Genomic DNA, 25,743 nt, shown 5'->3' on the forward strand with positions numbered 1-25,743 from the left:
GGGTGCCTCAGTGGCGCGCGATGGTAAAGCCGATGCTGTTGTACCCGCCACGGCTGCTGGCGAAGGTCCGTCCACCGTGCATGCGCGCCACCGCCTTGACGATGGCCAGGCCCAGGCCGTGGCCGTGGCTGCCGTTGATGTCCTGGCGCGCGCTGTCGACACGATAGAAGCGGTCGAACAGGCGCGGCAGGTGTTGCTCGTCGATGGCCGCGCCGGGATTGGTGACGGCCACACGCACCATGTCTTCGCCGCTGGCGATGTCAATGCGCAACTGCGCACCTTGCGGCGAATGCTGGATGGCGTTCTGGATCAGGTTGGTCAGGGCGCGCTTGAAAAGCGCGGTTTCCATGGTGGCCGTGGCCTCCAGGTCGCCCGCCACCGTGATGGCCATGCCGGTGTCATCGAGCACGAATTCGAAGAAATCCACCGTCTTCTGCACCGCCTCGGCCACCCGCACCGGCACCCGTGCGGTGGCGGCTTCGCCCTGGTCGGAGCGCGCCAGGAACAGCATGTCGTTGACGATGGAGCGGATGCGGTCCAGCTCTTCCAGATTGGATTGCAGCACGTCCTTGAATTCCCCCGCACTGCGTTCGCGCGCCAGCGCGACCTGGGTCTGGCCGATCAGATTGGCCAGGGGCGTACGCAGTTCGTGGGCGACGTCGGCATTGAAGGCTTCAAGCTGCGTATAGGCCTGTTCGATGCGTTCCAGCGCGCCGTTGAAGGCATCGGCCAGGACCGACAACTCGTCCGGCAAGGCTTCCACCGGTATGCGCGCCGACAGCTTGCGCGGAGAGAAACTCTGGGCGCGGGCCGACATGCGGCGCAAAGGGGCCAGGCCGGCGCGCGCAATCCAGTAGCTGGAAATGACGGCCAGCACGATGCCCAGCAGTGAGGAAATGCTCGTGGCCAGAAGAAAAGTGCGCCGCATCTCGAAGTAGGGTGCACCGTCGACCCCGACCGTGACCCGGACTTCCGGGCGGTCCTCCAAGGCCGGCAGGGTGCGCGTCATGATGTGCAGCGGATAGGCCCGCCCCGGCAGGTGCAGCCGTCCGACCTCCTTGCCATCCACATGATTGATGGCCGCCGGGGACAGCCGCGTGAGATCGCCATAGGTGAATCGCGCATCCTCGCTGGCGATCCAGAAGAATACGTGCTGGTCCGCCTGCGACAGGGTGGACAGTTTCAGTTGTACGCGGCTCCAGCGTTCGGTAGTGCCGGCGCGTTCGATCTGGTAGCTGATGTCATTGAGGGTAGTGAACAGGGAATCGCGTTCATGGCGCAGCAGCTCGCCCTTGAGGACGGTGTAGAGCACCACGGCAGCCACGGCGAAGATGAGCAGTGCCGATACCGCCGACATGAGCACCAGGCGCGCCGTGATGGAGCGCTGCAGCGGCAGGCGGCGTTTGTTCCGGCGGGCCCCCTGCGGGATCGGCGTCTCACTCATCGTCGCTGTCACAGGTGGCGCGCGGCTCCAGCACGTAACCCATGCCGCGCACGGTATGCAGCAGCTTCTGTTCGAAGGGCGCGTCGATCTTGGCGCGCAGGCGCTTGATGGCGACTTCGACCACGTTGGTGTTGCTGTCGAAATTCATGTCCCAGACCAGTTCGGCAATGGCCGTCTTGGAGAGGATTTCCCCCTGGCGCCGTGCCATCACGGCCAGCAGGGCGAACTCCTTGGCGGTGAGGTCGATGCGCAGCCCGCCGCGGAAAGCCTTGCGCGAGATCAGGTCGATCTGCAGGTCGCCGATGCGCAGCTGCGGTGCTTCCTGGACACGTCCCCGGCGGGTCAGTGCCTGCAGACGGGCCAGCAGTTCGAGGAAGGAGAAGGGCTTGATGAGGTAGTCGTCGGCCCCCTCGTGCAAGCCCTTGATACGGTCTTCCACGCTGTCCCGTGCGGTCAGCATGATGACCGGCGTCTGCTTGACCGTGCGCAGCGAACGCAGCACGGCAAAGCCATCCAGGCCCGGCAGCATGACGTCCAGCACGATGACGTCATAGTCATGCTGGATCGCCAGGTGTTGTCCGTCGACCCCGTTGCCGGCCACATCGACCGCGCAACCCTGCTCGGTGAGGCCCTTGCAGAGGTACTCGGACATCTTTTGCTCATCTTCGACTATCAGGATCTTCATGCGCTCTCCACTGGCGGCGCCAGGAACATTCCCCGGCGCTCGCCCATGCCGGATTCTACCTTCCCGGCCGGACCTTGTTGATGACGCTGCTGCACAGGCTCAGTGCTCCTGTGCCAGGCGTGCCGCCTTGCGTTGCTGGCGCGCCTTCTTCTTGCGTTCGTACCAGTAGTGGGCGCGGTCCAGATAAAGGTAGACCACTGGCGTGGTGAAGAGCGTGAGCGCCTGCGACAGCACCAGCCCGCCCACCATCGCATAGCCCAGCGGACGACGCAGCTCGGAACCGGCACCATGGCCCAGCATCAGCGGCAGGCCCGAGAGCAGGGCACACATGGTGGTCATCATGATGGGGCGGAAGCGCAGCAGGCAGGCCTGGTAGATGGCTTCTTCCGGTTTCAGTCCCTGGCTGCGCTCGGCGGTGAGGGCGAAGTCGATCATCATGATGCCGTTCTTCTTGACGATGCCGATGAGGAGGATGATACCGATCAGGGCAATCACCGACAGGTCGTAGCCGCCTATCATCAGGATCAGCAGCGCCCCCACGCCCGCCGAGGGGAGGGTCGAGAGAATGGTCAGCGGATGGATGTAGCTCTCGTAGAGCAGGCCCAGCACGATGTAGACCGCAATGAGGGCGGCCGCGATCAGATAGGGTTGCGAGGCCAGCGAATCACCGAAAGCCTTGGCCGTACCCTGGAAGTTGCCCACCAGCGTTTGCGGCACGCCCATTTCGTCCTTGGTCTTCTGGATCACGTTGACCGCCTCGCCCAGCGACACGCCCTTGGCCAGGTTGAAGGAAATCGTCACTGCCGGGAACTGGCTCTGGTGGCTGATCGACAGGTAGGAGGTCTTGCTGGTATCGATCTTCACGAAGGTCGACAGCGGCACCTGCTGACCGGTCAGCGGCGAGGTCAGGTAGAGTTTGTCGAACAGTGAAGGATCCTTCTGCAGTTGCGGCGTGACCTCGAGAATGACGTGATAGCTGTTGATCTGGGTGAAGTATTGCGCCACCTGGCGCTGGCCGATGGCGTCATAGATGGTGGCATCGATCAGCGAGGGCGAGATGCCGAAGCTGGAGGCGCGCGCCCGGTCGATGGTGATGACGGCGGCGGCCGCCTGGTTCTGCTGGTCGGAAGCCACGTCGGTCAACTGCGGCAGGCGACGCAAACGCTCCAGCATGCGCGGCGCCCAGACGTTGAGTTCATCGAGGTCGGTATCGGTGACGGTGTATTGGTACTGGGTACGCGAAAGACGGCCACCGACGTTGATGTCCTGGCTGGCCTGCATGAACAGGTTCACTCCCTGGATCTTCGCGACCTGGGGACGCAGGCGCGCGATGATCTCGTCGGCATTGGTGGTGCGGCCTTCGTCCTTTGGCTTGAGCGCGATGAAGAATTGGCCGGTGTTGAAGGTGGTCGAGCCGGCACTCATGGCAAAGCCGAGCACGTCCGGATCACGGCGGACCACCTCGGCCACCTTCAGCAGGCGCTCGTGCATGGCCGCCGATGAGGTGTCCTGCGAGGATTCGGCAAAGCCGACGATGACGCCATTGTCCTGCTGAGGAAAGAAGCCCTTGGGGATGAAGATGAACAGCACCACCGTCAGCGCCACGGTAGCGATGAAGCTCATCAGGGTGATGAACTGGTGCCGCATCACCACGTCCAGCCCGCGTTTGTAGCCATTGAGCATGGCATCGAAGCCGCGCTCGAACCACTGGTACAGCTTGCCGTGCTGGTGACCATGTTCGTTCTTGAGGAAGCGCGAGCACAGCATGGGAGTCAGGGTGAGCGAGATGATGACCGAGACGGCGATGGTCAGCGTGACCGTGACCGCGAATTCGCGGAACAGCCGCCCCACGATGCCACCCATGAGCAAGAGAGGAATGAACACTGCCACCAGCGACACCGAGATCGAGATGATGGTGAAGCCGATCTCGCCGGCCCCCTTCAAGGCCGCCTCCAGCGGCGTCATGCCTTGTTCGACGTAGCGATAGATGTTTTCCAGCATGACGATGGCGTCATCCACCACGAAACCGACTGCAATGGTCAGGGCCATGAGCGAGAGGTTGTCCAGGCTGTAGCCGACCACATACATCACCCCGGCCGTGCCCATGATGGCCAGTGGCACCGTCACCGAGGGGATCAGGGTAGCGGCGACGTTGCGCAGGAACACGAAGATCACCATCACCACCAGCGCGATGGTCAGCACCAGGGTGAATTCCACATCCTGTACCGAGGCACGGATGGTCTGGGTGCGGTCGATCAGGGTATTGACGTGGATCGCCGCCGGAATGGCAGCGCGCAGGCGGGGCATGGCGGCCTTGATGCGGCCGACCGTCTCGATCACGTTGGCGCCGGGCTGCTTGGTGATGGCCAGCACGATGGAACGGCCATTGGTGATGGTGTGGTCGGCGGTATTGGCGGCCCCCGCGAAGGCCCAGGCGGCGATCTTGTTGTTTTCCGGGCCATCGACGGCTACGCCGATGTCCCTGACCCGGATCGGCGCGCCATTGCGCCAGGCCAGGACCATGTCATTCCATTGCTCGGCCTTGAGCAACTGGTCGTTGGTATAGACGGTAAAGGCCTGACGCGCACCATCGACGGTGCCCTTGGGCTGGTTGACGGTGGTGGTGGCGATGACGCCGCGCAGGTCTTCCAGGCTGATGCCCAGCGTGGCGATCTTGGCCGGATCGACCTGGATGCGCACGGCCGGTTTTTGCTGGCCGTTCACGTTGACCAGGCCGACACCGGAGATCTGCGAGATCTGCTGGGCCAGGATGTTGTCGGCGTAGTCGTTGACCACCGTCAGGGGCAGCGCATCGGACTGCACCGACATGATCATGATGGGCGAGTCGGCCGGGTTGATCTTGCGGAAGGTCGGCGGATTGGGCAGGTTCGAGGGCAATTGCCCGGTGGAGGCGTTGATGGCCGCCTGCACGTCCAGCGCGGCGGCATCGATGTTGCGGTTGAGATCGAACTGCAGCGTAATCTGGGTGGTCCCCAGGGTACTCTGCGAGGTCATCTGCGACAGGCCGGCGATGAGCGAGAACTGGCGCTCCAGCGGCTGCGCCACGTTGGAGGCCATGGTCTCGGGACTGCCTCCGGGCAATTGCGCCGTCACCTGGAGGGTCGGGAAGTCGACCTGCGGCAGCGGTGCCACCGGCAGCAGCGGCCAGACCGCAATCCCCACCAGCAGGAGGGCGATGGCCAGCAGCGTGGTGCCGATGGGGCGCTTGATGAAGGTGGCCGAGACGCTCACTTGGTGCTTCCTTTCGTCTGGGCACCGGACGACTGCGGCTTGCTTTCGACGATGCGGCTGCCGGGCTTGAGCTTGTACTGTCCGTCAATGACCACGCGCTGGTCAGCGCTCACGCCGCTGTCGGCGGCCAGGACGGCAATGCCGTCCTGGATACGGTCGACCTTGACCGGCTGCATGTCGGCCTTGTCGTCCTGGTCGATGGCATAGACGTAGGTGCCTTGCTGGTTGCGCTGGATGGCCGCTGCCGGGACCGTCAGGGCGTTGCCGTGGCTGTTCATCTGCAGGCGGGCATTGACGTACTGGCCTGGCCACAGCATGTGTTGGGCATTGTCGAAGCGCGCCTTCAGTTGCACGGTGCCGTTGCCGGTGTTGATCTGGTTGTCCAGCAGCACCAGTTTGCCGGTGGCCAGTATCTCCTGCGAATCGCGCGCATAGGCGATCACCCTGAGCGGCTGCTGGCTGCTGCGCTGAGCGCGATTGATGCCGACCACGGCGTCTTCCGGCAAGGTGAAGACCAGGGTGATGGGATCGATCTGGTTGATCACCACCAGCCCGTTGGCATCGCTGGCATGCACGATATTGCCCGGATCGACCAGACGTGCGCCGACGCGCCCCGAGATGGGCGCATGGATGGTGGTATAGCTCAGTTGCACCCGGGCATAGGCCACTTGCGCCTCATCGGTCTTGACCGCAGCTTCCAGCTGCGCCACCAGCGCCTTCTGCGTATCGAGCTGCTGCTGTGTCGCGGCATCCTGGCTGCGCAGGGTGGTATAGCGCTGCAGGTCCAGTCGCGCATTCATGAGGGTGGCGGCGTCCTTGGCGCGCTGCGCCTCGGCCTGGGCCAGCTGTGCCTGCAGGGCACGCGGGTCGATCCGGGCCAGCAGTTGTCCCTTCTTGACCTCGGCACCTTCCTGGAACCCGACCTGGTCCAGCTGGCCGTCGATGCGCGTCCTGACGACCACGCTCGCATTGGCGGTGACGGTGCCGACCCCGGCCAGGTAGAGCGGCAGATCGCGCTCCTGTACGCGGGCCAGCGAGACCGATACTGGCGGTGTTGCCTTGGCGGCCGGCTGGTCGGCGGCGCGGGCGCGCTGCAGGGTGATCCAGCCGCCAGCACCGGTGGTGAGGATGAGTGCCGTCGCCACGAAGAGGGCCAGGCGGGAGCGTTGCGCAGTCGGGGAAGTCTTGCGGGAGTTGGGTGAGGTGGTCATGCCGGAAACTCGTCCTGGAAAATGCACATGGGATTGGGAAGATGCAGCACGCCCGTCAGCGCGCCGCCATCGGTACCGGCACGCTGGCGGCAGCGGGCTGTCCGACCTGCCAGCCGCCGCCGGTCGCCTTGATCAGCGCGACGCTGGCCACCAGCTGGCGGCCCAGCAGGGTGACGGCATTGCGCTGATTGTTCAGGGACGTGGCCTGGGTGGTCACGACCGACAGGTAGGTGACGGTGCCGGCCTGGTACTGGCTCATGGCCAGCCGTTCGGCCAACTGCGCCGATTGCACCGCCTGGGCCTGGGCCGCGCTTTCCTGGTCCAGCACACGCAAGGTGGAGAGGTTGTCTTCCACGTCCTGCAGAGCGGCCAGGACCGTCTGCTTGTATTGCGCAGCGGCGGCGTCATAGGCGGCGACAGCGGCATCGTTGCGGGCACTGCGTGCGCCGCCATCGAAGAGGGTCTCGGCCAGCGCTGCGCCCAGCGACCAGACGCGGCCCGGGGTATTGAACAGATCGGCCAGGGAAGCGCTGTTGTAGCCCCCGCTGGTCGACAGGGTCAGGGTCGGGAAGTAGGCTGCACGCGCCACGCCGATGTTGGCATTGGCGGCGGCGGCCAGGCGTTCGGCATTGGCGATGTCGGGACGGCGTTCCAGCAGGTCCGAGGGCAGTCCTGCCGGGATCTGCGGCAGGCTGGCTTGCAGGTGCAGGGCGTTGGCATCCATGCCGCGGTCGCTGGCCGCGGCGGGCGGCAGCGGTGCCAGGCTGAAGGCGGCCGGGGCCTTGCCGATGAGCATGGCGATGGCGTGTTCCAGCTGGTTGCGGGTGGCGTCCAGATCGATCCATTGGGCTTGGGCAGCGCGCAGTTGTGTGTCGGCCTGGGCGACGTCGGAGCGCAGGGCGGTACCGGCTTCGTACTGATGCGTGGTCAGTTGCAGGGAGCGTGTATAGGCCGCCACGGTGCGGCGATACAAGTCTTTCTGCAGGTCGGTCACGCGCAGTTGCAGGTAGTTTTGCACCAGGGTCGCCTGAATTGCCAGGCGGGCAGCCGCGAGGCTGGCGGCACTGGCTTCGGCGCCGGCGTCACCGGCCTCGGCGCCACGGCGGATGCGGCCCCAGAGGTCGGCCTCCCACGAGGCGTTCAAGCCCACGGTATAGCTGTCGCCCAGGCGTTGTACGCCGTTGGTATTGGTCTGTGCGCGCGTGGCCCCGGCCTGCGCACCGATGGTCGGCCACAGGCTGGCCCGCGCCGCCGCAGCCGTGGCCTGGGCCTGGCGATACTGGGCCGCAGCCTGCTCGATGGTCTGGTTGGCGGCGTTGGCCTGACTGACCAGCTCATCGAGGACGGGGTCGCCATAGGCTTCCCACCAGCGCTGGCGATCATCGACCTGGCGCGGGGCGGCGACTTTCCAGGGGCCCTGTTCCTTGTAGGCCGCGGGCAGGTCGATGGCCGGGCGCACATAGTCGGGTCCGACCGCGCAGCCGCCCAGGAGCGCAGCCAGCACCAGTACCGTCATTGCCTTCTTGGCGCGGAAGGCGAAGTGTTGTGGAGGATGAGTGAAATGACGAAGACGGGCGCTGGCTGCGACGCGGCAAAACGGGACGACCATAGGGCTCACGATGATGGCTTGCGGATGAAGGACCGGCCGGCCTGGCGGCACCCCTCAGCGCCCAAGGCCGACCTCGGCTTACGGCGACAATGTAAGCGTTGACACTCAACGCGAGGCTGACATCAAGATGACAATTTTGTCAGCCAGAGCGCACACCGGTGCAGGCCGCGCCCCTGGCCCTGATATCCTGCCGGGATTGCTGAGCACTTTTCGAGGATATCCATGACCACATACTCCATTGCCCACGCCATGCTCCGCACGATCTGGAACGCGCTGGACGGCGCGCCCGATGCACTCGCCGCCGTGCGCCTGAGCGGCCAGGGTGACTTGCCCTCGGTGTTTGCGACCTCCGATCTGGCCCAGGCCTCGGTGGCCGCCGCCGGGCTGGCCCTGGCCGGACTGGTTCAGAGTGACGGTGCCGCGCCTGCGGAGGTGGTCTGTGACCGCCGCCTGGCGGCGATGTGGTTCAGTGGCAGCCTGCGCCCGCAGGGTTGGGCGCCGCCGCCCTTGTGGGATGCGGTGGCGGGGGACTATCGCGCCGCCGATGGCTGGATACGCCTGCACACCAACGCCAGCCATCATCGTGCGGCGGCACTGGCCGCGCTGGGGCTGGACGCCCGGCAGGCCACGCGCGAGGAAGTGGGGCAGGCCGTCGCGCGCTGGAAGGCGGGCGAACTGGAAACTGCGGTGGTAGCACAGGGAGGTTGCGCTGCTCAAATGCGCAGCCAGGCGCAGTGGGCGACCCATGCGCAAGGTGCGGCCGTCGCCGCAGAAGCGCTGGTTGCACGGCAAGGCGTCGAGGCCGCCGCGCAGCCATCGGGTTCCATCGATCCACGGCGACCCCTGGCGGGAGTGCGGGTACTGGATCTGACGCGGGTGCTGGCCGGGCCGACGGCCACGCGCTGGCTGGCCGGTTTCGGGGCCCAGGTGTTGCGCATCGACCCGGCCTGCTGGGAGGAGCCCGGGGTGGTCCCCGAGATGACCCTGGGCAAGCGCTGTGCCGGGCTCGATCTGCGCCAGCGTGCCGATCTGGCTTGCCTGGAGGATCTGTTGCGCCGGGCGGACGTGCTGGTACATGGCTATCGCGCCGATGCACTGGAACGCCTGGGCCTGGGCGTGCAGCGTCGGCGCGAGCTCAACCCCGCTCTGGTGGACGTGGCCTTGAACGCCTACGGCTGGAGTGGTCCGTGGGCGCAGCGGCGCGGTTTCGACAGCCTGGTGCAGATGAGCAGCGGCATTGCCGAGGCCGGCATGCGCGCCGCCGCCAGCGACAAGCCCGTGCCGCTGCCGGTACAGGCCCTGGATCACGCCACCGGCTATCTGATGGCCGCCGCCGCCGTACGCGGTCTGACGCTGCGCCGGATTGCCGGTGAAGGCAGCCAATACCGCCTGTCGCTGGCGCGCACCGCGCAGTTGCTGGCCGACCATCCCGCCGCCTCGGGGCTGGCCGGACTGGCACCGGAAACGCCAGTCGACCTGCATCCGCATCTGGAACAGACCGTCTGGGGCCCGGCCCGGCGCCTGCGCGCGCCGCTCAGCGTGGGCCAGGCCGAGATGGCCTGGGATCATCCGGCCTCGCCCTTGCGTTCGGCGCGGCCTGAGTGGCTCTGATTTCGTTTAACATGATGGCCTTGTGAATACGGGGCAGGCAGGCGGCATCATGACATCCACGCTCAAGGAACTGGTGGCAGGCAACAAGGGCCTGCTGGCCTTCATCGCGCTGATGGTGGTGTTTCGCAGTGCCATCGCCGACTACAACGTGGTACCCAGCGGTTCCATGCTGCCGACCGTGATGGTGGGGGACCGCATCCTGGTCGACAAGCTGGCCTACGACCTGCGCCTGCCGCTGACCCATATCAGTCTGTGGCGCCTGGGCGAGCCGCGACGCGGCGACATCGTCACCATCGATTCGCGGCAGGCCGGCGAATTGCTGCTCAAGCGTATCGTTGGCCTGCCTGGTGACGTGGTGGAACTGCGCGACAACGTGCTCTTCATCAATGGCCGGGCCGCCAGCTACGGTCCGGCCCACGCCCCTCCCGAAAGCGGTGACGGCATCGACCAGGCGCGCTACCGCGATGAAGAGATCGATGGCATGAACCACCTGGTACGTCTGTCCGCAGCGCATCCCAGCCTGCACAGCAGCTTCGGCCCGGTGGTGGTGCCGGCCGATCACTACATGATGCTGGGCGACAATCGCGACAACAGCATGGATTCCCGCTACTTCGGTTTCTTTGCCCGCAGCGAGCTGATGGGACGTACCCGTCGCATCGCCTTTTCCCTGGATGCCGACCACTTCTTCAAGCCGCGCCCGGATCGCTTCGCTCTTCGCCTGGATGCCGTGACCCGACCGCAGTGAGATTTCGGCGATTTTTTGTCACAATAATCTTCATTTTTTTGCTGTCAATCGCTCAAGTTGTCCAAAAGCATGCCGTTACCAGTGACGGAAAACATGCCTTTGTCATCTGGAGCACATCATTTCTCTCACCTTCATCTCCGATCCGGCCACCGGTCGCCGCAGGAATGCCGTCAGTCATGACGCCATCCTCGATGCCACTTATGTGATGCTCGAGGAGATCGGTTTCGACAAGCTCTCCCTGGAAGGAGTGGCGGCGCGCGCCGGCGTGGGCAAAGCCACCATTTATCGCTGGTGGCCCAACAAGAGCGCGCTGGCCATGGAAGCCCTGCTGCGTGCGGTGGAACCCCTGCCCGCGCTGGGCGACAGCGGTTCGACCCGCGACGACATCGAACAGCACATGCTGCAACTGTCCCAACTGTTGCGCGGCAAGTCCGGCCGGGTGGTGCGCGAGATGATTGCCCTGGCCCAGTTCGAGCCGGAAAGCCGCCGCATTTTCAATGACAACTACCTGGAGCCGCGCCGCCTGGCGCTGGTCAATGTACTGCGCCGTGGTGCCCAACGCGGCGAGTTCCGGGAGGATGCCGACCTCAACCTGGTCTTCGACCTGCTGTATGCCCCCGTACTGCAGCGCCTCCTGACTGGCAGTGCCGACATCGACGAGCGCCAGATTCAGTCCCAACTGAAGCTGGTCCTGGGCAGCATCGCGCTGTCCCAACCCCTTTTGACGTCTAGTAAAATTTCGAGCCAACAAGCGTAAATTTTGTTGAGCAGTCCCCTGATTGCACCTAGAATCCGAGACGAAACGTATCGTATTGGTTCTGGGTAAGTGAACTTTTGCGTCAAAAATCAGCGATTCCGGGCAGCCGGGAGACGCTGGAAGCGCCAGCAGACGGCGCCACACGACGATAAAAATCCATCTCTTCCTCCGCAGAGGGTGCGGAGGACAGCCCACGGGAAATGCGAGCCGCCTGCATGCCGGGCGTCCTGTTGCTTTCCATGCGCCGGTGCAGGCCGGCGCTTGACCAGTCTACGTTGATCCGAACAGACATCGCCGGCTTCCCGCCTCGGGAGGCCGGCACATGGTTGCCGCAGCGCATTTGGGCGTCGTCATGACGGCGCGGTGGCAACCCAGGGGCAGACCACACATGCAAGATATGCCAGTGCAAGGGGGAAACATGCACAGCAACGCAATGCAGCCATGCCGGGGCGGTGACGCCTCCGGGCAGGGAAAACTACGCTGTCGCCGCTATCGCACGATGCGGCGCTGGTGCCTGACCGGCTTTGTCGGCATTCCGCTGTTGCTGGGATTTCTCTGGTTGCAGTTCGCGGCCGCGCGCAACGGTGGCGAATTGTTCTATGCCGATCAGGTCTGCGACTGCCGCCAGGCGATATCGATGTGGGTGCGGGATTATGTCTGGACCCAGATGATCTGGTTGCCGGGCAACATGCTGTTCCTGCTGATCTGGATCGCGCTGGCGGTCAAGCTGTGGAACGGCAAGCGCAACCCTGGCTGAGAACCGAATCAACCGTCGATGTGCGCCACCAGCGGCAGATGATCGGACGCCACCCGTGCCAGTGCGGTGCGATGCACCTGCACCTGCAGCAGGCGCTGGCGCGGACTGATCCAGATGCGGTCCAGCGCCAACAGCGGCCAGCGCGAGGGGAAGGTGGGCGGTGCCGGAGCGGCTTCGAAGTGCGACACCAGCCAGCGCAGTGCGCGCCCCCACATGAACCATTCATTGACATCGCCCATCAGGATCACCGGTGCCTGGTCGGTATCGAAGGCCTGCAGCAGTCGTTTGATCTGGGCGCGCCGCTCGGCAGGCTTCAAGCCCAGATGGGTGGCGATCACCCGCAGCATGTGACCGTGGCAGTCGATATCGGCATCCAGCGCCCCGCGTGGTTCGCGACTGCCGAAGGAAAGGTCGATGCTCTCCTTGGCCAGGATGGGGTAGCGGCTCAGGACGGCATTGCCGTAACGGCGCTCGGCGCTTTGCAGGGTGGGGCCCTCGACCGCATGGAAACCGGTCTCTTCGCGCAGCAGCGCCAGCACATCCGGCTGCGAGCGGCCTCCCAGCGGTACCTCCTGCAGGGCCACCACATCGGCCCGGATTTCCTTGAGCACCCCGGCGATGCGTTGCGGCGCGAAGACGCCATCGGTACCGACGGCACCGTGGATGTTGTAGGTCGCCACGGTCAGCGGCCAGGGATCGCGCTCGCGCAGCGGCATATCCGCCGTGAGGACAAGCTCGGTATCGGCGTGCGGCGCAGAGTGGCCCGGCTCACGATGGGACAGGGTGCCGGTCGTCATCAGGCCTGCCTTGCCTCCACGCCATGCTCGGCATTGACGCGGGCGATGCCGTCATCGCTGGTCGATGGCGGCGGCGCACTGCGGCGCGCCGCCCTTGCGGAGGTGTTCGACGGTCTTGCCGCGCGCGGCTTGAGCAGCTTCTGCAGGCCAAAGGCCATGAGCATCAAGGCGGCAGTCACGCCGACCAGGATCAGCACTGTCTGCACACTGGGATGACGGATCGCTTCAGCCAGATTGTGCGAAAAGACCACCGTCAGGACGATGCCCGGCGCCATTCCGATCAAGGTGCCCAGCAGGTAATCTCGCAAGCCCAGATGAGATGCTCCCGCCACCACGTTGACCACGGTGAACGGGGCAATCGGCAGCAGTCGCACCACGGCCATGGCGGCGATGCCGCGCTGGGCAAAGCGGCGGCTGAGCTTGTTGATGCGCGGCCCCAGCATGTCACGCAGGGCATCGTGGCCCAGCCAGTGGCCGAGTCCGAAGCCCAGCAGAGCGCTCAGGCCCACACCCGCGGTGGCATAAAGGCCGCCGATGACGGGGCCGAACACCACCCCCGCCACGGCGATCAGGACGGTAATCGGCACCATCAGCATGCCCGCCACCACGAAAGCGGCAATCACGATGGCCGGCGTGAAGGGCATCTGGTCGACGCTGCGCGCCAGCGCAATGAGCGCGCTCAGGTTGATCCATTCGCGCAGCGGGGTGAAGCGCCAGGCCAGCGCAAAGATCACCAGCGCCACTGCCAGCACGCCCAGGCCGATCATCCGGCGCGGCACCGGCTTCCTGGCACTGCGCGGCACATAGGCATCGACAATCTCGTCGGGGCTGACAGGGCGCTCGGGATCGAAGACGGCGTTGTCCTGGGTCAAGGCGTCCAGTTCGGGAATCAGGCGCGGATCCATCGGCCGCAGCTCACGCCGGCCAGCCTGGCGCAACCTTGCAATCGCCGCGTGCAGGCCGTGCTCCTGCTGCATGGCGGCCCGCACGTCCTGCACTGAGCAGCCCAGATGTTCGGCCAGCAGACGATTGCGCATGAGGGCGATGGCGGTGCGGATCTGCTCCTCTTTGGCGGCATCGCCCTGTACCTCGATAGTGAGGCTGCATTCGGTATCGAAGGCCATGGAGCGATTGCTCATGTTGGCCGAACCCACCGAGAACAGGCGGTCATCCATGGCAAAGACCTTGCTGTGCACATTGAGGCAGCAGCCATCCTCCAGTCCGGGCAAGTGCGGGCAATACATCTGGTAGCGGGCGGCGGCATGCTCGCCCTGGTTTTCCAGTGCCGTCTTGAGGCGGTGGTGGATGCGCGCCCGCAGCGCGCCCATGGTGGCCTGCTCCAGCCAGCCGCTCTGGGTCTGGGGCGAGATCACGGCCACTTCCGGGCCTTGGGGTTCGCGCAGGCGTGCGCCGATGGCTTCGGACAGCACGTTCGAGGTGAAATACTGGTTTTCGAAGAAGAGGTGATGCCGTGCTCCCGCGATGGCATCCAGATACAGCTCACGGATTTCGAAGACGCCCGGGCGGTCCTCATAGGCCGGTTCGGTACGGGAGATGCCGATCTGCAGGTCGCACAGATCGGGCTCGACACCGTGTGGCCATGGATCGTCGGCAGGCAGGGCCGGCACCGTTGACCAGGACGTGCGCCGCTCGGCATAGCCGGCCAGGGCCCAGCGTCGGCGCGCCAGTTCACCCAGGGCGCGGGCGACATCGCCATCGGCCATGGCCTGGACATCATGGAAGGGAGCGTAGGGCTTGTCATCGGGATCGCGCCGCAGCGGGTTCTCGGGCAAGTGCTCGGGGGTATCCCAGCGGCAGCGCGTCAGGTCCAGTCCGCCCACGAAGGCCAGCCTGTCGTCGATCACCACGATCTTCTGGTGATGCGACGCTCCCACCGGGTGACGCGCGTCAGTGCGGAAGTGCAGGCGCTTGTTGCGCGCACGGCCGGGCTTGCGGGCCATCATCCATTCGCGTTCGAGCGCGTAGAGCATGGCGTAGTCCCAGTTCAGCACATGGATGTGCAGATCCGGCTGGCGTTCCACCAGTGCGTGCAGCAGGTCGCCCAGCTGCGGCGGCAAGCCGTCATCGGTGACACCGGGGACCAGCACGGTGCGGCTGTCGATGTCCCAGCCCAGGATGTAGACGCTGTGCCGCGCATTGAGCAAGGCCAGGCGCAAGGTACGGAAATAATCGGCCGCATCGATGAGCAGCTTGAACCGGTCCGCGTGCGCCAGCCGCCAGCAATTGCGGCCGGGTTGCAGCAGCCCGGCCGGCGAGCGGTCCTGGGCAGTAGGGATCTTGTCGCTCATGGTGTGCTGCTCCTCCATAGGGAAAGCGTGAGGGCGGCACGACGACGCGCACGGTGCCGCAAAAAGCTTCACCTTAGAATCTTCCTGCATCGCCGCCCATCGGACAGCCCCCCAAGCTGATGTAGGAAGATGCTGTCGCGCCGCGCCCGTCGGTGATCAAATGCGAGTTTCCCGATAGTGACGAAGATGTGAATTTTTGTTGTCACGCAGCAGTAATACTTGAGTGCAACAATGCGCCCCGCATCCAGACCGGCTGTTCATTCGTTCAGTTTCCAGGGAAGAAACTGAAGCAAATGATCAAACTTCACCGGTTCACCGCCACCTCAAGGGGAATTCCATGACCATCCGCATGCGTATCACGCTTTTGGTGATACTTACCTTCGTTGCTATCGCCGGTATTGGCGGCTATGCCATGATGCAGTCCCGCAGCAGCGCCCTCGAGGTACGCTCGGTCACGGAAGGCGTCATGCCCAGCGTGCTGGCGTCGGCCGACCTGATGGGCCAGTTGAAGGATGTGCAGCTGGCCGCGATGGTGATGGTCAACGAGACCGACAAGCAGCTGGTGGCCCAGGAAAACGACAAGCTTGCCGAGAAGAAGGCGGTGCTGGAGAAGGCCCTGGCGGCCCAGACCCGACAGGCTCAGGGCGTGGCCCAGCACGGCTTGATCGAGCAGGCCAGGGAGAGTCTGGACAATTACTTCGGCGCCATTGATACCACCGCCAAGTTCAAGCTGGCCGGCAAGAACGAGATCGCCCAGGCGCAGTTCTTCGGCGGCGTGATGCAGTACCAGACCGAGCTGGAAGGCATCGTCAACACCCTGCGCATCGAGAAGAACCGTTTCAAGGACAATGCGATCGCCTCGTTGAACGACAAGCTGGCGCAGACCACTACCACCATCAGCATCGTCACCGTGGTGGCGGTGTTGCTGCTGGGTGGCCTGGGCTTCCTGCTGTATCGCCAGATCACCGGGCCGATCAGCCGCATGGCGGCCATGATGGGCGAGATCGCCACCAGCCAGGACTTTACCCGTCGCCTGCCGGTACAGCGCATGGATGAAGTGGGGCACTCCATCGTTGCCTTCAACGGCATGGTCGAGAAGATCGAACTAGCCTCGGCCCAGGTGCGCCAGAAGACTGCCGACATGCAGGCCATGCTGCAGAACATCCCGCAGGGCATTCTGACCATCGTGGACGGCAACAAGGTGCATCCGGAGTATTCCGCCTTCCTCGAAACCGTCTTCGAGACCACCGACATCGCAGGCCGCGACGTGATGGAGCTGGTCTTCTCCAACACCAACCTGGGCGCCGATACCCTCTCGCAGATCGAAGCCATCGGTGGTGCCTGCATCGGTGAAGACCTGATGAATTTCACCTTCAACGAACACCTCATGGTCGGCGAAATCGAAAAGACCATGGCCGATGGCAGCGTGAAGATCCTCGATCTGTCCTGGTCGCCCATCACCGATGAAGAGGACAGGGTGATTCGCCTGATGCTGTGCGTACGCGACGTGACCGAGCTGCGCCAGCTGGCTGCCGAAGCCAACGAGCAGAAGCGCGAACTGGAAATGATCGGTGAAATCCTCGCCGTCGCGCCGGCCAAGTTTGCCGACTTCATCGGCAGCGCGCGCCGCTTCCTGGACGAGAACGAGCAGATCGTCCACCAGAACCCGGAAGCCACCGCCTTTGCCATCGCCAAACTGTTCCGCAACATGCACACCATCAAGGGCAACGGTCGTACCTATGGCCTGCTGCACCTGGCCAACGTCGTTCACCAGACCGAGCAACACTACGACGACCTGCGCCACGCCGACAGCGGCGCTGTCTGGAGTCAGGAAGCGCTGCTGCTGCAACTGGCGCAGGTGCGCGAGATCATCGACCGTTACGCCCGTATCAACGACGTGACCCTGGGTCGTGGTGCGGCTGCGGGTGTGGAAGCGGTGCTGCCGGGTTATGCGCGCCATGTCCTGACCATCGACCGCAAGCATATCCAGGACAGCCTGCTGCGTCTGGAAAACGTCAATACCGCCAACCTGCATGAACTGGTGGCCGTGCGCAACGATGTGCGCCGCACCCTGCGCCTGCTCGGTACCGAGACCATCGAGGAAATCCTGGCTCCGGTCATCGATTCGCTGCCGGCCCTGGCGGAGGATCTCGGCAAGGCGGCTCCGGTCGTGCTGATCGATGACAACGGCTACGTGGTCCACAGCTTCGCCTCGCCGCTGCTGCAGAACGTCTTCATGCACCTGATCCGCAATGCGGTCGATCATGGCCTGGAGACCGGTGAAGAACGCCTGGCCAAGGGCAAGCCGGAGGCCGGCACCATCAAGCTGGAGATGGGCGTGATGGACGACATGTTCCAGATGGCCCTGTCCGACGATGGTTGCGGACTGGCGCTGCACAAGGTGCGGCAGATCGGCATCGAGAAGCAGCTCATCACGGTGGACCAGGTGCTCACCGATGCCGAGATTGCACGGCTGATCCTGCAACCGGGCTTCTCCACCCGCAGCGAAGTGACCGAGGTCTCGGGACGCGGCGTGGGCATGGATGCGGTGTTGGACTTCGTGACCCGCGAACACGGCAGGATCGAGATCCGTTTCATGGATACCGAGGAAGGCGCAGCCTTCCGCACCTTCCAGATCATCGTCATGCTGCCCGAGAACGTGGCGGTGGAAGTCGACGGCATCGATGTCCCTTACCCCATGGCGGGGCAGGACGTGGCCGCACCGGTCGTGCTGCCGCAGGGCGGCGACGAGCAGGTGGCCTGAGCTTCCGGGCTGCGATCACGGACCATCATCAAGACAGCAGGAAAACCGATCCATGTTGCATTCTCTTCTCCTGGTGGCGCTGGGCGCCGTGCTGGCCGGTCTGCCGCTGGCCGGGCTGTGGTTGCGCCAGAAACGCCGTGCGCGCCAGCTCATCGATGCCGGCCAGCTCGAACGGGTGCGTGACCAGGCCCAGGCCACCCTGGCCGAGCAACAGCAGCAATGGGCCGCACATCAGCAGCAGCTGGAGCAGGATCGTCTGGCCGCCCAGCAGCACATGGCCGCGATGCGCCGCGAGAGCGAGGCCATGCTGGCCCGCCTGTCCAGCGCGCAGTCCGACCATGTCTCACGCGTGCGCCAGAGCTGCGACGAATCGCAAGACACCATCAGCAAGCTGCTGGGCCTGGTGCGCACCTTCGAGCGCTGGCACGACGACATGAACGAACTGATCGCTCACAATCGCGAGATGCACCGCAAGAACGACGAGTTCGCCCTGATCGTGAACCAGGTCATCATCGTGGCCCTCAATGCCTCCATCGAGGCGGCGCGCGCCGGGGTGCATGGTCGTGGCTTTGCCGTGGTGGCACAGGAAGTGCGTGATCTGGCGCAGCGTGCCGAGAAACTTTCCAAGAGCTATCGCGCCAACCTGTACCAGAACGACCTGATCACCACCACCACCTTCCAGGACCTGCAGGCCGGCGGCAAGATGATCATGGGCGCCGTCATCGGCCTGGACCTGATCAACAAGAAGACCCGCCAGGCCCTGGCTGAAGCCGCATGAGCGCCAACGACATGGACGAATTGCAGGCGGTGGCCGAGGTGGTGGGCGACGAACGCATCAGTGCCAGCGCCCGAGACGGCTTCGATAGCCTGCTGCTGCAGGCGCTGCGCAGCAGCCTGATACCTGCGGACACCAGCGCGGAGATCTCGGTGAGCGAGGATGCGGCCGATCTCACCGATCAGAAGATGGTGGTGCTGACCATCTCGTCTTACCTGTTCCGCCTGATGGTGATGTTCCACTTCAGGCCCGACGCCGGCACCCGTGCGCATTTTGCGCGGCTCACGCGAGCCGCCGCCAGCGAGATGGACGATCAGGCCCTGCTGGATGCCATCGCCGAATGCGGCAATCTTTGCTGCGGCATCTTCAACCGCGAGCTGGGGCGTTATTTTCCGCACCTGGGCATGTCCACGCCCAATGTGATTGATACCCGGTGTGTGGCTTATCTGCAAAAACTGAACTGTGCGCACGTACGGCATTTCGCCATCGACCTGCCCGAGGCGCCGCGCCAGCATGTCTCGCTGGCGGTCTGCGCCTACGACCGGCTGGACTTTGCCGTGGCAGCGGGCGAAGCGGGCGATGCCACGGGCGAACTGGAACTGTTCTGACCCATCAACGATTCGGGGTAATCTCATCACCATGGAAACCACTGCCAGCCTTGACGACGCCGTCACCAGCAAGATTCTGGTGCTCGATCGTGACGCCGATTGCTACGACACCATCAAATCCTTTTGTGATCGCCACAATCTGGTGGGCCTGAAGGCCCATGAGGAACACGTGATGGCGGTCCTGCGCAGCAACGTCGATCTGGGCGGCATCATGCTCTCGGAAAGTCTGGCCGGACTGGGCGGCACGGTGTCGGGCCTGGCCCGTCGTATTCGCGAGGTACGTCCGGAACTGCCGATCTTCCTGCGCCGTCGCCGCGAGAGCGCGGATAGTGACTTGTCCGATCGCGACAGCGAACTCTTCAGTGCCGTCTACCGCATCGAGGATATCGATGCGCTGGCACCGGCGGTGGCCTCGTCCATCTTCAGCCAACGCTATCCCAACGCGCTGGTGCGGGGCATTGCCGAGATCAGTCGCATGGTGCTGGAGAGCCAGTTCCCCGGCAAGCAGGTGGAGATCGAACAGCCTTACCTGGTGCGCGACCGCATCATCTTCGGCGAGGTGTTCACGCTCATCCCGCTGGAGAGCAGCTGGTGCCGTGGCTACATGATGCTGCAGGCTGAACAGAAGACGTTGCAGGCACTGGCCCCGGAGGAGTCGGGTGATTTCCGCCATCTCAACAATGCGCTGGGCGAACTGACCAATCTGATCTGGGGCTGGTTCAAGAACCGCTTCATCAACCAGGCCCCGCCCATCCATCAGTTGAGCCAGGTGCCGATCATCATCAATCATCAGCATCGTTACATTTCCTTCGGTTCCGAGGATGCGCAACTGTGCTTCAAGTATCTGCTGCGTCGTGATGACGGTGCGCCGCTGGTGCTGTTGCAGCGCTTCATCTTCAACCTGTCTTGGTCGCCGGAGGATTTCACCGAGAACCAGACCTCTGTCGAGGAACTGTTCGAATCCGGCGAACTGGAACTGTTCTGAAACCGGGCTGCCCGGCACTGATTTACCTTCCCCCCCAAAGCAAAGAGAGCATTCAAGATGGCACAAATCTTGGTAGTGGACGATTCGAGCACCGTGCGCGCCGAAGTCGGTGACTTCCTCAAGAAGAATGGCCTGGACGTCGCCCTGGCCGTGGACGGCCGCGATGGCCTGGCCAAGCTCAAGGGCGACCCGGCCATCAAGCTGGTGGTATCCGACGTGAACATGCCCAACATGGATGGGCTGACCATGGCCGAGAAGATCCGCAGCGAACTGGGCAATGCCAGCGTGAACATCATCATGCTGACCACCGAGAACTCGCCCATCATGAAGGAGCGCGGCAAGGCGGCCGGCATCAAGGGCTGGATCGTCAAGCCCTTCAAGGGGGAGGCAGTATTGCCGACCTTCAAGAAGCTGGTGGGCGTCTAAGCCTTGCCTGGCGGGCGATCAAGCCGGCTCCCTGCCGCAAGGGGCCGGCTTCATTTTTCTTCCAGCACCAATTCGAAGCAGATCAGGACCGGATTGCGACCGCGTGCGAGCACACCCTCACAGACCTCGCCTTGCGGATTGATGAGCCCGATGTCCAGCTGCCCGAGTCCCTCCCGGACTTCGCCCGAGCGAATCAGGATTTCGGTGGCGCGGTCCTCCAATACCCGTCCATCCGCGAATTCGGCGCCGATGATGCTGCCCACGCTGCCGCGCACGATGGCATGGTCGATGCCATGTGCTGCACAGGCGCGTTCGACGGCGATGGTCAGGTCCTGGTCCGGGCGGATGCGCGCCAGCACGACGCGTTTGCCGCTGCTCGCAGTGGGCCGGTCGCTGAGGCGGGTGGGGTAGAACAGGGTGAAATTGGTTTCAGGGTCGTAACGGGTCGCCATGGTGGCGTCGTGCAGTCCCCAGGCTTGCGCCGGTGTACTGGTCGCGACCATGGTCTTTTCCATCATCAGATGTCCGCCCTGGCGCTGGCCGTTGCGGCCGCGCCAGACGGCGTGACAATGCACGAAGGGCTCGCCGTCCTTGCGGCCCACGGTGGCGCAGGCGTATTCGATGACCGTGCCTTCCTCCATGGCATGCGGTGCACTGTAGAAGGCGGCATGCTGGTCATCCACCGCCAGCGCTGGCATGAGGAAGTGCAGGGCGGCAATCGGCAGGTTGGCAAAGCGCACGGTGCCGCCCTCCAGGCCTGCGCGCGCCAGGGGAATGCAGATGGCGTCCCGCAGGTTGAGGCCGGCTTCGAGGGTGAAATCAAGCTGCATCGCCGGACCCGCCAGCGCGACGATGCGCTGCGGGTCGGGCGTGCCGGGATGACGGACGGTGCGGGCGAAGGATGGTGCGACGACTGGCATGGGGTCTCCTGGTCAGCTGGCTGCGGGCGGTGCGGCTTTGGCGGGCCGTCTGGGCATATCGGGAGCAAGGATTATCGCGCGTTCGATGCAAGCATGCGGGTGAATGTTTTTAATCTTCCGGCATGACGGAAAAGTCTTGATCAAATAATGCGGACGATTGTTTGACGAGATTTGCAGCCTGGAACAGTTGCACCTCTGAAAGGGAACGCACGGGAAATCGGCATTTACCCTGACACCGTCCGTACACATCAGCTTCGAGCAGCAGTACGGATCGTAGCCGGGGCCATTACAGTCCCAGTACACTTTACTGTACAGTTCTGGCGCCGACATCCTCTCTCACAAGACCGGATGTCGGTCCTGGTCCAGGCTCACTGTTCGGTAACGCTCTCCTGCTCGCTCTCCGCCCGGCGGCGCGCCCGATAAGCCCCGATCTCCCCGATCTTCAAGCCCTCCGGCAGCCGCAGATACTTGCCTTGTCCCACTCGCTGCGCATGATAGATCCCGGTATGCCCTGAAAACAGGTATGCCACCACGCAAGCCAGCGCCGCAAACGGTCCGATCTCCGGACCGAACAGTTCGATGGCCATGATGGTAGAGGCAATCGGCGTGTTGGCCGCACCCGCAAAGACCGCCACGAAACCGATTCCCGCCAGCATCGAGAACGGCAGATGCAGCAGCGGCGCCATGGCATTGCCCAAGGTCGCGCCGATGTAGAAGAGTGGTGTGACTTCGCCACCCTTGAAGCCGCTGCCCAGCGAGGTCACCGTAAAGACCAGCTTGCCCAGAAAGTCCCAAGGGGCCAGCGGATGCTGGAAGGCTTCCACGATCACCGGGATACCCAGACCAATATAACGATGTGTGCCGATCGCCCAGACCGCCACCGCGACCACCGCGCCGCCGATGAAAGGCCGCAGCGGCGCATAGCTGACATGACGCTTCATGAAGGCCGACAGGCGGTGTGTGCTGTTGGCAAACACCATCCCCGCCAGCCCGAAGACCACGCCCGCCGCGATCACCGCTGCCACGCTCCAGAGCGCGACAGGCGCACTGCCGCTCATGAGGTAGTGCGTATGATGCACCCCCCAGGCCAGGCCGACCTGGTCGGCCGCGATGGCAGCGACGAAGCAGGGCAGGATGGCGTCATAGCGCATGCGGCCGATGGCCAGCACTTCCAGCCCGAAGAGCGCGCCTGCCATGGGGGTGCCAAACACCGAGGCAAAGCCGGCGCTGATGCCGGCCATCAAGAGAATGCGCCGGTCCTGGGTGCGCAGGCGCAGCAGGTGCGTGAGCTGGTCGGCCAGCGCGCCTCCCATTTGTACGGCCGTCCCCTCGCGGCCCACCGAGGCGCCGAAAAGATGCGACATCACGGTGCCAAACAGCACCAGCGGCGCCATCCGCAGCGGGATCACCTTGCGCGGATCGTGGATCTCATCGATGAGCAGGTTGTTGCCAGCTTCCACCGGCTTGCCGGTATGCAGATACAGCCAGCCCACGGCAAAGCCGCCCAGCGGCAGCAGCCAGATGATCCATGGATGGGCTTCCCGCCATTGGGTGGCATAGTCCAGCGCGAAGAGGAAGAAGGCCGAGGCCGATCCGGCCAGTACCGCGATCAGGCAGGCAATCAGACACCATTTGAGAATGTAAGGCAGCAGGTGCAGCTGTTCGGGGATATTTTGATTTTTCATGTAACCAGAGTGCTGAATGAACATCCTGGCACACGGAGCGTGGAGCGCGCGAAGCAGAAAGGCGAACGCCTACAGCCCCGGATTGCCAGGTCACTGTAGGCATCATCAGCCCCAACATGAAGTTGGTGGCGGTTGGAGGAGGAATGCCATCTCCTTGGCGGCGATAGTAGCAATTTTGCAGCTCATCGGCAACGGTACGTTGCTTGTTACCGACATGGTGTGGCGGTAATCATGCCCGCAAGGCCGCTTCCAGGTCACGCATGTGCAGCCAGAGGCGGCCGCTGGTGCCGGCCGTGAGGGCGTGGGCGATGCGTCCGAACCATTGCGGTTGCAGCCTGAGCGCCGTGCGGAAGGCTTGCAGGGCCTCGTCCATGCGATGGACTTCCTGCAGGGCCACGCCCAGGTTGAGGGCGGCATCGGCATAGTCGGGGCGCAATTGCAGCGCCCGGGCGAAGGCCTCGACGGCGGCGGCCGTCTCCTGCAGATCCTGCAGGGTCAGTCCCAGGTTGAACCAGGGTTCGGCCAGGTCCGCGCGCAGGCGGCACGCTTGGGTGAAGGCGGTGCGCGCGGCGGCCAGGTCTCCCAGTTCGCGCAGCGCACTGCCCAGGTTGAGGACGGCTTCCATCGCCTGCGGTGCCAGCGCCACGGCCTGGCGCAGGGCCGTGGCCGCTTGCGCATGACGGCCCAGGGCCGACAGGCTGGTGCCGAGATGGAAATGGGCCTGGCTCAGATCGGGCTGATGGTGCGCCGCCGTCTCGAAACAAGCTACGGCGCCTTCCGGATCGGCGTTGGCCAGCGCAATTCTCCCGGCGATGAGCAACGAGGGGACATGCTGCGGGCGCGGCGCCAGGCTCAGCAGGATATGTTGGCGCGCCTGTTCCAGCGCTTGACGGTTCAGCGCCAGCATGGCCAGCAGCTGATGCGCCGCGGGATGTTGGGGGGCCAGCGCCAGCACGGCATGGCTGGCCTGCTCGGCTTGCGCGAAATGCCCGGCATTGTAGTGCTGCAGGGCGCCAGCCAATAGCTGGTCCGGACTGGGCGACGGGGCTGGCATGGGAGCGCTGGGCAGTGGCCGGAAGGCGTCAGCCAGCGGCGCGTTCAACAATGACGTAATGCTTGCGGACCGGCTCGACCACCTCAAAGACACCCTTGAAGCCGGCCGGGATCACCATGGCATCCCCCGGGCCCGCCTCGGCAACCTTGCCCTGCTCATCGATGACGCGGCAGCGGCCCTCCAGCACGCAGAAATATTCATCCTTGTCGGGGGCGAAGGCGATACGCCAGCTGCCTTTTTCGCAGGCCCAGACGCCGGCGTTCATCTGGCCGCTGGCGCTGGTGAAGTAATTCCACGTGGTGCGCAGGGGATTGCCCTCCAGTCGGCGGTCTTCGCGGGGATGGTCGTATTCGGGCGTGGGCGCGGCAAGGCGAAACTGGGTGATGGCGGGTGTGGCGGACATGATCGGCAGGCGTGGCGGTAAAGGGTCGACGATGAGGTCAGCAGTGTAACAGCAGCAGACGCGTGGCCGATGAGGATCAAGGCGCTGAATCGGTCCGGGGAACCGCTATAATGACGCCCCTGACGCGGAAAAATGGGCTGCTATATCAGTCACCAGTCACTTGGTCACGCCTGCCGATGCAGGACGGTCCTATTTGATGATGCCCTGGCCGTGTCGTGTACATTCATCCCCGTGCGGCCCCGCGCCTGCCTTTCGTCTTTCCTATCGTGACTTACAGTATCAAAGAAATCTTCTATACCTTGCAAGGCGAGGGGGCGCATGCCGGTCGTCCGGCGGTGTTCTGCCGTTTTTCCGGCTGCAACCTGTGGACCGGTCGCGAGGAAGATCGCGCCCGCGCCATCTGCCAGTTCTGCGACACCGATTTCGTCGGCACCGATGGCGAGAATGGCGGCAAGTTCAAGTCGGCCAGCGAACTGGCCGACCGGATCAACAGCTTCTGGCCGGCCCGCCATGCCGCCAGCAAATACGTCGTCTTCACCGGGGGCGAGCCGCTGCTGCAACTGGATGCGGCCCTGATCGAGGCGATGCACGCGGTCGGCTTCGAGATCGCCATCGAGACCAATGGCACCATCGAGGTACCACCGGGGGTGGACTGGATCTGCGTCAGTCCGAAGATGGGCGCGGAATTGAAGGTCAGGCAGGGCAGCGAACTGAAGGTGGTGGTGCCGCAAGCCGGACAGCCGCTGGACGAGTATGAACAACTGGACTTCCGACATTTCCTGCTGCAACCCATGGATGGCCCGCAGGCGGCGGCCAATACCCGCCTGGCCATCGAGATGGTCAAGAACAACCCGAAGTGGAAGCTGAGCATCCAGACCCACAAGCTGCTCAATATTCCCTGAGCGATTTTTTGCTTTTTTCTTCATGCGGCTGCGCGCCGCATGAT

Annotated in this window: 21 protein-coding genes and 1 riboswitch; of the genes, 10 read left to right on the forward strand and 11 right to left on the reverse strand. The window is 64.3% G+C overall.

The features are described from left to right. Nucleotides 1–7 precede the first annotated feature (7 nt). The 5 genes from HNO82_RS09325 to HNO82_RS09345 form a co-directional block, all read right to left on the reverse strand. On the reverse strand, nucleotides 8–1,444 hold the full coding sequence (locus HNO82_RS09325) for a heavy metal sensor histidine kinase (protein ID WP_175343500.1): 1,437 nt from the start codon (nucleotides 1,442–1,444) through the stop codon (nucleotides 8–10). Continuing rightward, the gene (locus HNO82_RS09330; RefSeq protein WP_008329163.1) at nucleotides 1,437–2,129 is read right to left on the reverse strand and encodes a heavy metal response regulator transcription factor; all 693 of its coding nucleotides are present in this window, start codon (nucleotides 2,127–2,129) and stop codon (nucleotides 1,437–1,439) included. Before HNO82_RS09330 ends, HNO82_RS09325 begins: the two co-directional genes overlap by 8 nt. Before the next feature lie 99 nt (nucleotides 2,130–2,228). After that, nucleotides 2,229–5,381 (reverse strand): efflux RND transporter permease subunit, encoded by a 3,153-nt coding sequence (locus tag HNO82_RS09335; RefSeq protein WP_175343501.1) that lies wholly within the window; start codon nucleotides 5,379–5,381, stop codon nucleotides 2,229–2,231. After that, the gene (locus HNO82_RS09340) at nucleotides 5,378–6,592 is read right to left on the reverse strand and encodes an efflux RND transporter periplasmic adaptor subunit (protein ID WP_175343502.1); all 1,215 of its coding nucleotides are present in this window, start codon (nucleotides 6,590–6,592) and stop codon (nucleotides 5,378–5,380) included. Before HNO82_RS09340 ends, HNO82_RS09335 begins: the two co-directional genes overlap by 4 nt. Before the next feature lie 55 nt (nucleotides 6,593–6,647). After that, a complete protein-coding gene (locus tag HNO82_RS09345; protein WP_249776970.1) occupies nucleotides 6,648–8,108 on the reverse strand; it encodes an efflux transporter outer membrane subunit in 1,461 nt (486 codons plus the stop codon). A gap of 315 nt (nucleotides 8,109–8,423) precedes the next feature. On the opposite strand from HNO82_RS09345, the gene HNO82_RS09350 reads away from it, so the two are divergent. The 4 genes from HNO82_RS09350 (at nucleotide 8,424) to HNO82_RS09365 (ending at nucleotide 12,071) form a co-directional block, all read left to right on the forward strand. After that, a complete protein-coding gene (locus HNO82_RS09350) occupies nucleotides 8,424–9,812 on the forward strand; it encodes a CoA transferase (RefSeq protein ID WP_175343504.1) in 1,389 nt (462 codons plus the stop codon). 49 nt (nucleotides 9,813–9,861) lie between these two features. Continuing rightward, on the forward strand, nucleotides 9,862–10,557 hold the full coding sequence (gene lepB / locus HNO82_RS09355) for a signal peptidase I (RefSeq protein WP_175343505.1): 696 nt from the start codon (nucleotides 9,862–9,864) through the stop codon (nucleotides 10,555–10,557). Between the two features lie 184 nt (nucleotides 10,558–10,741). Then, entirely contained in the window at nucleotides 10,742–11,314 is a 573-nt protein-coding gene (locus tag HNO82_RS09360) for a TetR/AcrR family transcriptional regulator (protein WP_349627556.1), read from the forward strand. Nucleotides 11,315–11,732: 418 nt separating this feature from the next. Further along, nucleotides 11,733–12,071: a hypothetical protein gene (locus HNO82_RS09365; RefSeq protein WP_237713545.1), complete on the forward strand. Its 339-nt coding sequence runs from the start codon at nucleotides 11,733–11,735 to the stop codon at nucleotides 12,069–12,071. An 8-nt stretch (nucleotides 12,072–12,079) separates the two neighbouring features. Here the strand turns inward: HNO82_RS09365 and HNO82_RS09370 are convergent, their stop codons facing one another. Beyond that, entirely contained in the window at nucleotides 12,080–12,868 is a 789-nt protein-coding gene (locus HNO82_RS09370) for an endonuclease/exonuclease/phosphatase family protein (RefSeq protein ID WP_175343506.1), read from the reverse strand. Continuing rightward, nucleotides 12,868–15,177, reverse strand: a complete 2,310-nt coding sequence (locus HNO82_RS09375; RefSeq protein WP_175343507.1) for a VTT domain-containing protein — start codon at nucleotides 15,175–15,177, stop codon at nucleotides 12,868–12,870. The genes HNO82_RS09370 and HNO82_RS09375 overlap by 1 nt, the downstream gene beginning before the upstream one ends. A gap of 337 nt (nucleotides 15,178–15,514) precedes the next feature. Between HNO82_RS09375 and HNO82_RS09380 the strand changes: the two genes are divergently transcribed. From HNO82_RS09380 to HNO82_RS09400, 5 genes are read left to right on the forward strand one after another with little or no spacing between them, the layout of a single operon-like run. Continuing rightward, nucleotides 15,515–17,941 carry an ATP-binding protein gene (locus HNO82_RS09380; protein ID WP_175343508.1) on the forward strand — a complete coding sequence of 809 codons (2,427 nt, stop codon included), beginning with the start codon at nucleotides 15,515–15,517 and terminating at the stop codon, nucleotides 17,939–17,941. A gap of 52 nt (nucleotides 17,942–17,993) precedes the next feature. Next, the gene (locus HNO82_RS22360; RefSeq protein ID WP_175343509.1) at nucleotides 17,994–18,719 is read left to right on the forward strand and encodes a methyl-accepting chemotaxis protein; all 726 of its coding nucleotides are present in this window, start codon (nucleotides 17,994–17,996) and stop codon (nucleotides 18,717–18,719) included. Next, the gene (locus HNO82_RS09390) at nucleotides 18,716–19,324 is read left to right on the forward strand and encodes a hypothetical protein (protein ID WP_175343510.1); all 609 of its coding nucleotides are present in this window, start codon (nucleotides 18,716–18,718) and stop codon (nucleotides 19,322–19,324) included. The genes HNO82_RS22360 and HNO82_RS09390 overlap by 4 nt, the downstream gene beginning before the upstream one ends. A 31-nt stretch (nucleotides 19,325–19,355) precedes the next feature. Beyond that, nucleotides 19,356–20,309 carry a chemotaxis protein CheX gene (locus HNO82_RS09395; protein WP_175343511.1) on the forward strand — a complete coding sequence of 318 codons (954 nt, stop codon included), beginning with the start codon at nucleotides 19,356–19,358 and terminating at the stop codon, nucleotides 20,307–20,309. A gap of 57 nt (nucleotides 20,310–20,366) precedes the next feature. Further along, complete coding sequence (locus tag HNO82_RS09400; protein WP_008329138.1) at nucleotides 20,367–20,735, forward strand: response regulator; 369 nt, start codon at nucleotides 20,367–20,369, stop codon at nucleotides 20,733–20,735. Nucleotides 20,736–20,785: 50 nt separating this feature from the next. On the opposite strand, the gene HNO82_RS09405 is transcribed toward HNO82_RS09400, so the two are convergent. From HNO82_RS09405 to HNO82_RS09420, 4 genes are all read right to left on the reverse strand, one after another. Further along, nucleotides 20,786–21,655 carry a PCC domain-containing protein gene (locus HNO82_RS09405; protein WP_175343512.1) on the reverse strand — a complete coding sequence of 290 codons (870 nt, stop codon included), beginning with the start codon at nucleotides 21,653–21,655 and terminating at the stop codon, nucleotides 20,786–20,788. 368 nt (nucleotides 21,656–22,023) lie between these two features. Then, nucleotides 22,024–23,340, reverse strand: coding sequence for a voltage-gated chloride channel family protein (locus HNO82_RS09410; protein WP_175343513.1), 1,317 nt, complete (start codon nucleotides 23,338–23,340; stop codon nucleotides 22,024–22,026). Nucleotides 23,341–23,429: 89 nt separating this feature from the next. Next, nucleotides 23,430–23,503: riboswitch (Fluoride riboswitch) on the reverse strand. A 66-nt stretch (nucleotides 23,504–23,569) separates the two neighbouring features. Further along, nucleotides 23,570–24,394: a tetratricopeptide repeat protein gene (locus HNO82_RS09415; RefSeq protein ID WP_175343514.1), complete on the reverse strand. Its 825-nt coding sequence runs from the start codon at nucleotides 24,392–24,394 to the stop codon at nucleotides 23,570–23,572. 28 nt (nucleotides 24,395–24,422) lie between these two features. Beyond that, nucleotides 24,423–24,797, reverse strand: a complete 375-nt coding sequence (locus HNO82_RS09420) for a cupin domain-containing protein (RefSeq protein WP_008329124.1) — start codon at nucleotides 24,795–24,797, stop codon at nucleotides 24,423–24,425. Nucleotides 24,798–25,063: 266 nt separating this feature from the next. Here HNO82_RS09420 and queE point away from each other — a divergent pair, with 266 nt between their 5' ends. Further along, nucleotides 25,064–25,699, forward strand: coding sequence for a 7-carboxy-7-deazaguanine synthase (gene queE, locus HNO82_RS09425; RefSeq protein ID WP_175343515.1), 636 nt, complete (start codon nucleotides 25,064–25,066; stop codon nucleotides 25,697–25,699). Nucleotides 25,700–25,743: the final 44 nt, after the last annotated feature.

The organism is Herbaspirillum sp. C9C3 (assembly GCF_013359625.1).
Taxonomy (GTDB): domain Bacteria; phylum Pseudomonadota; class Gammaproteobacteria; order Burkholderiales; family Burkholderiaceae_D; genus Herbaspirillum.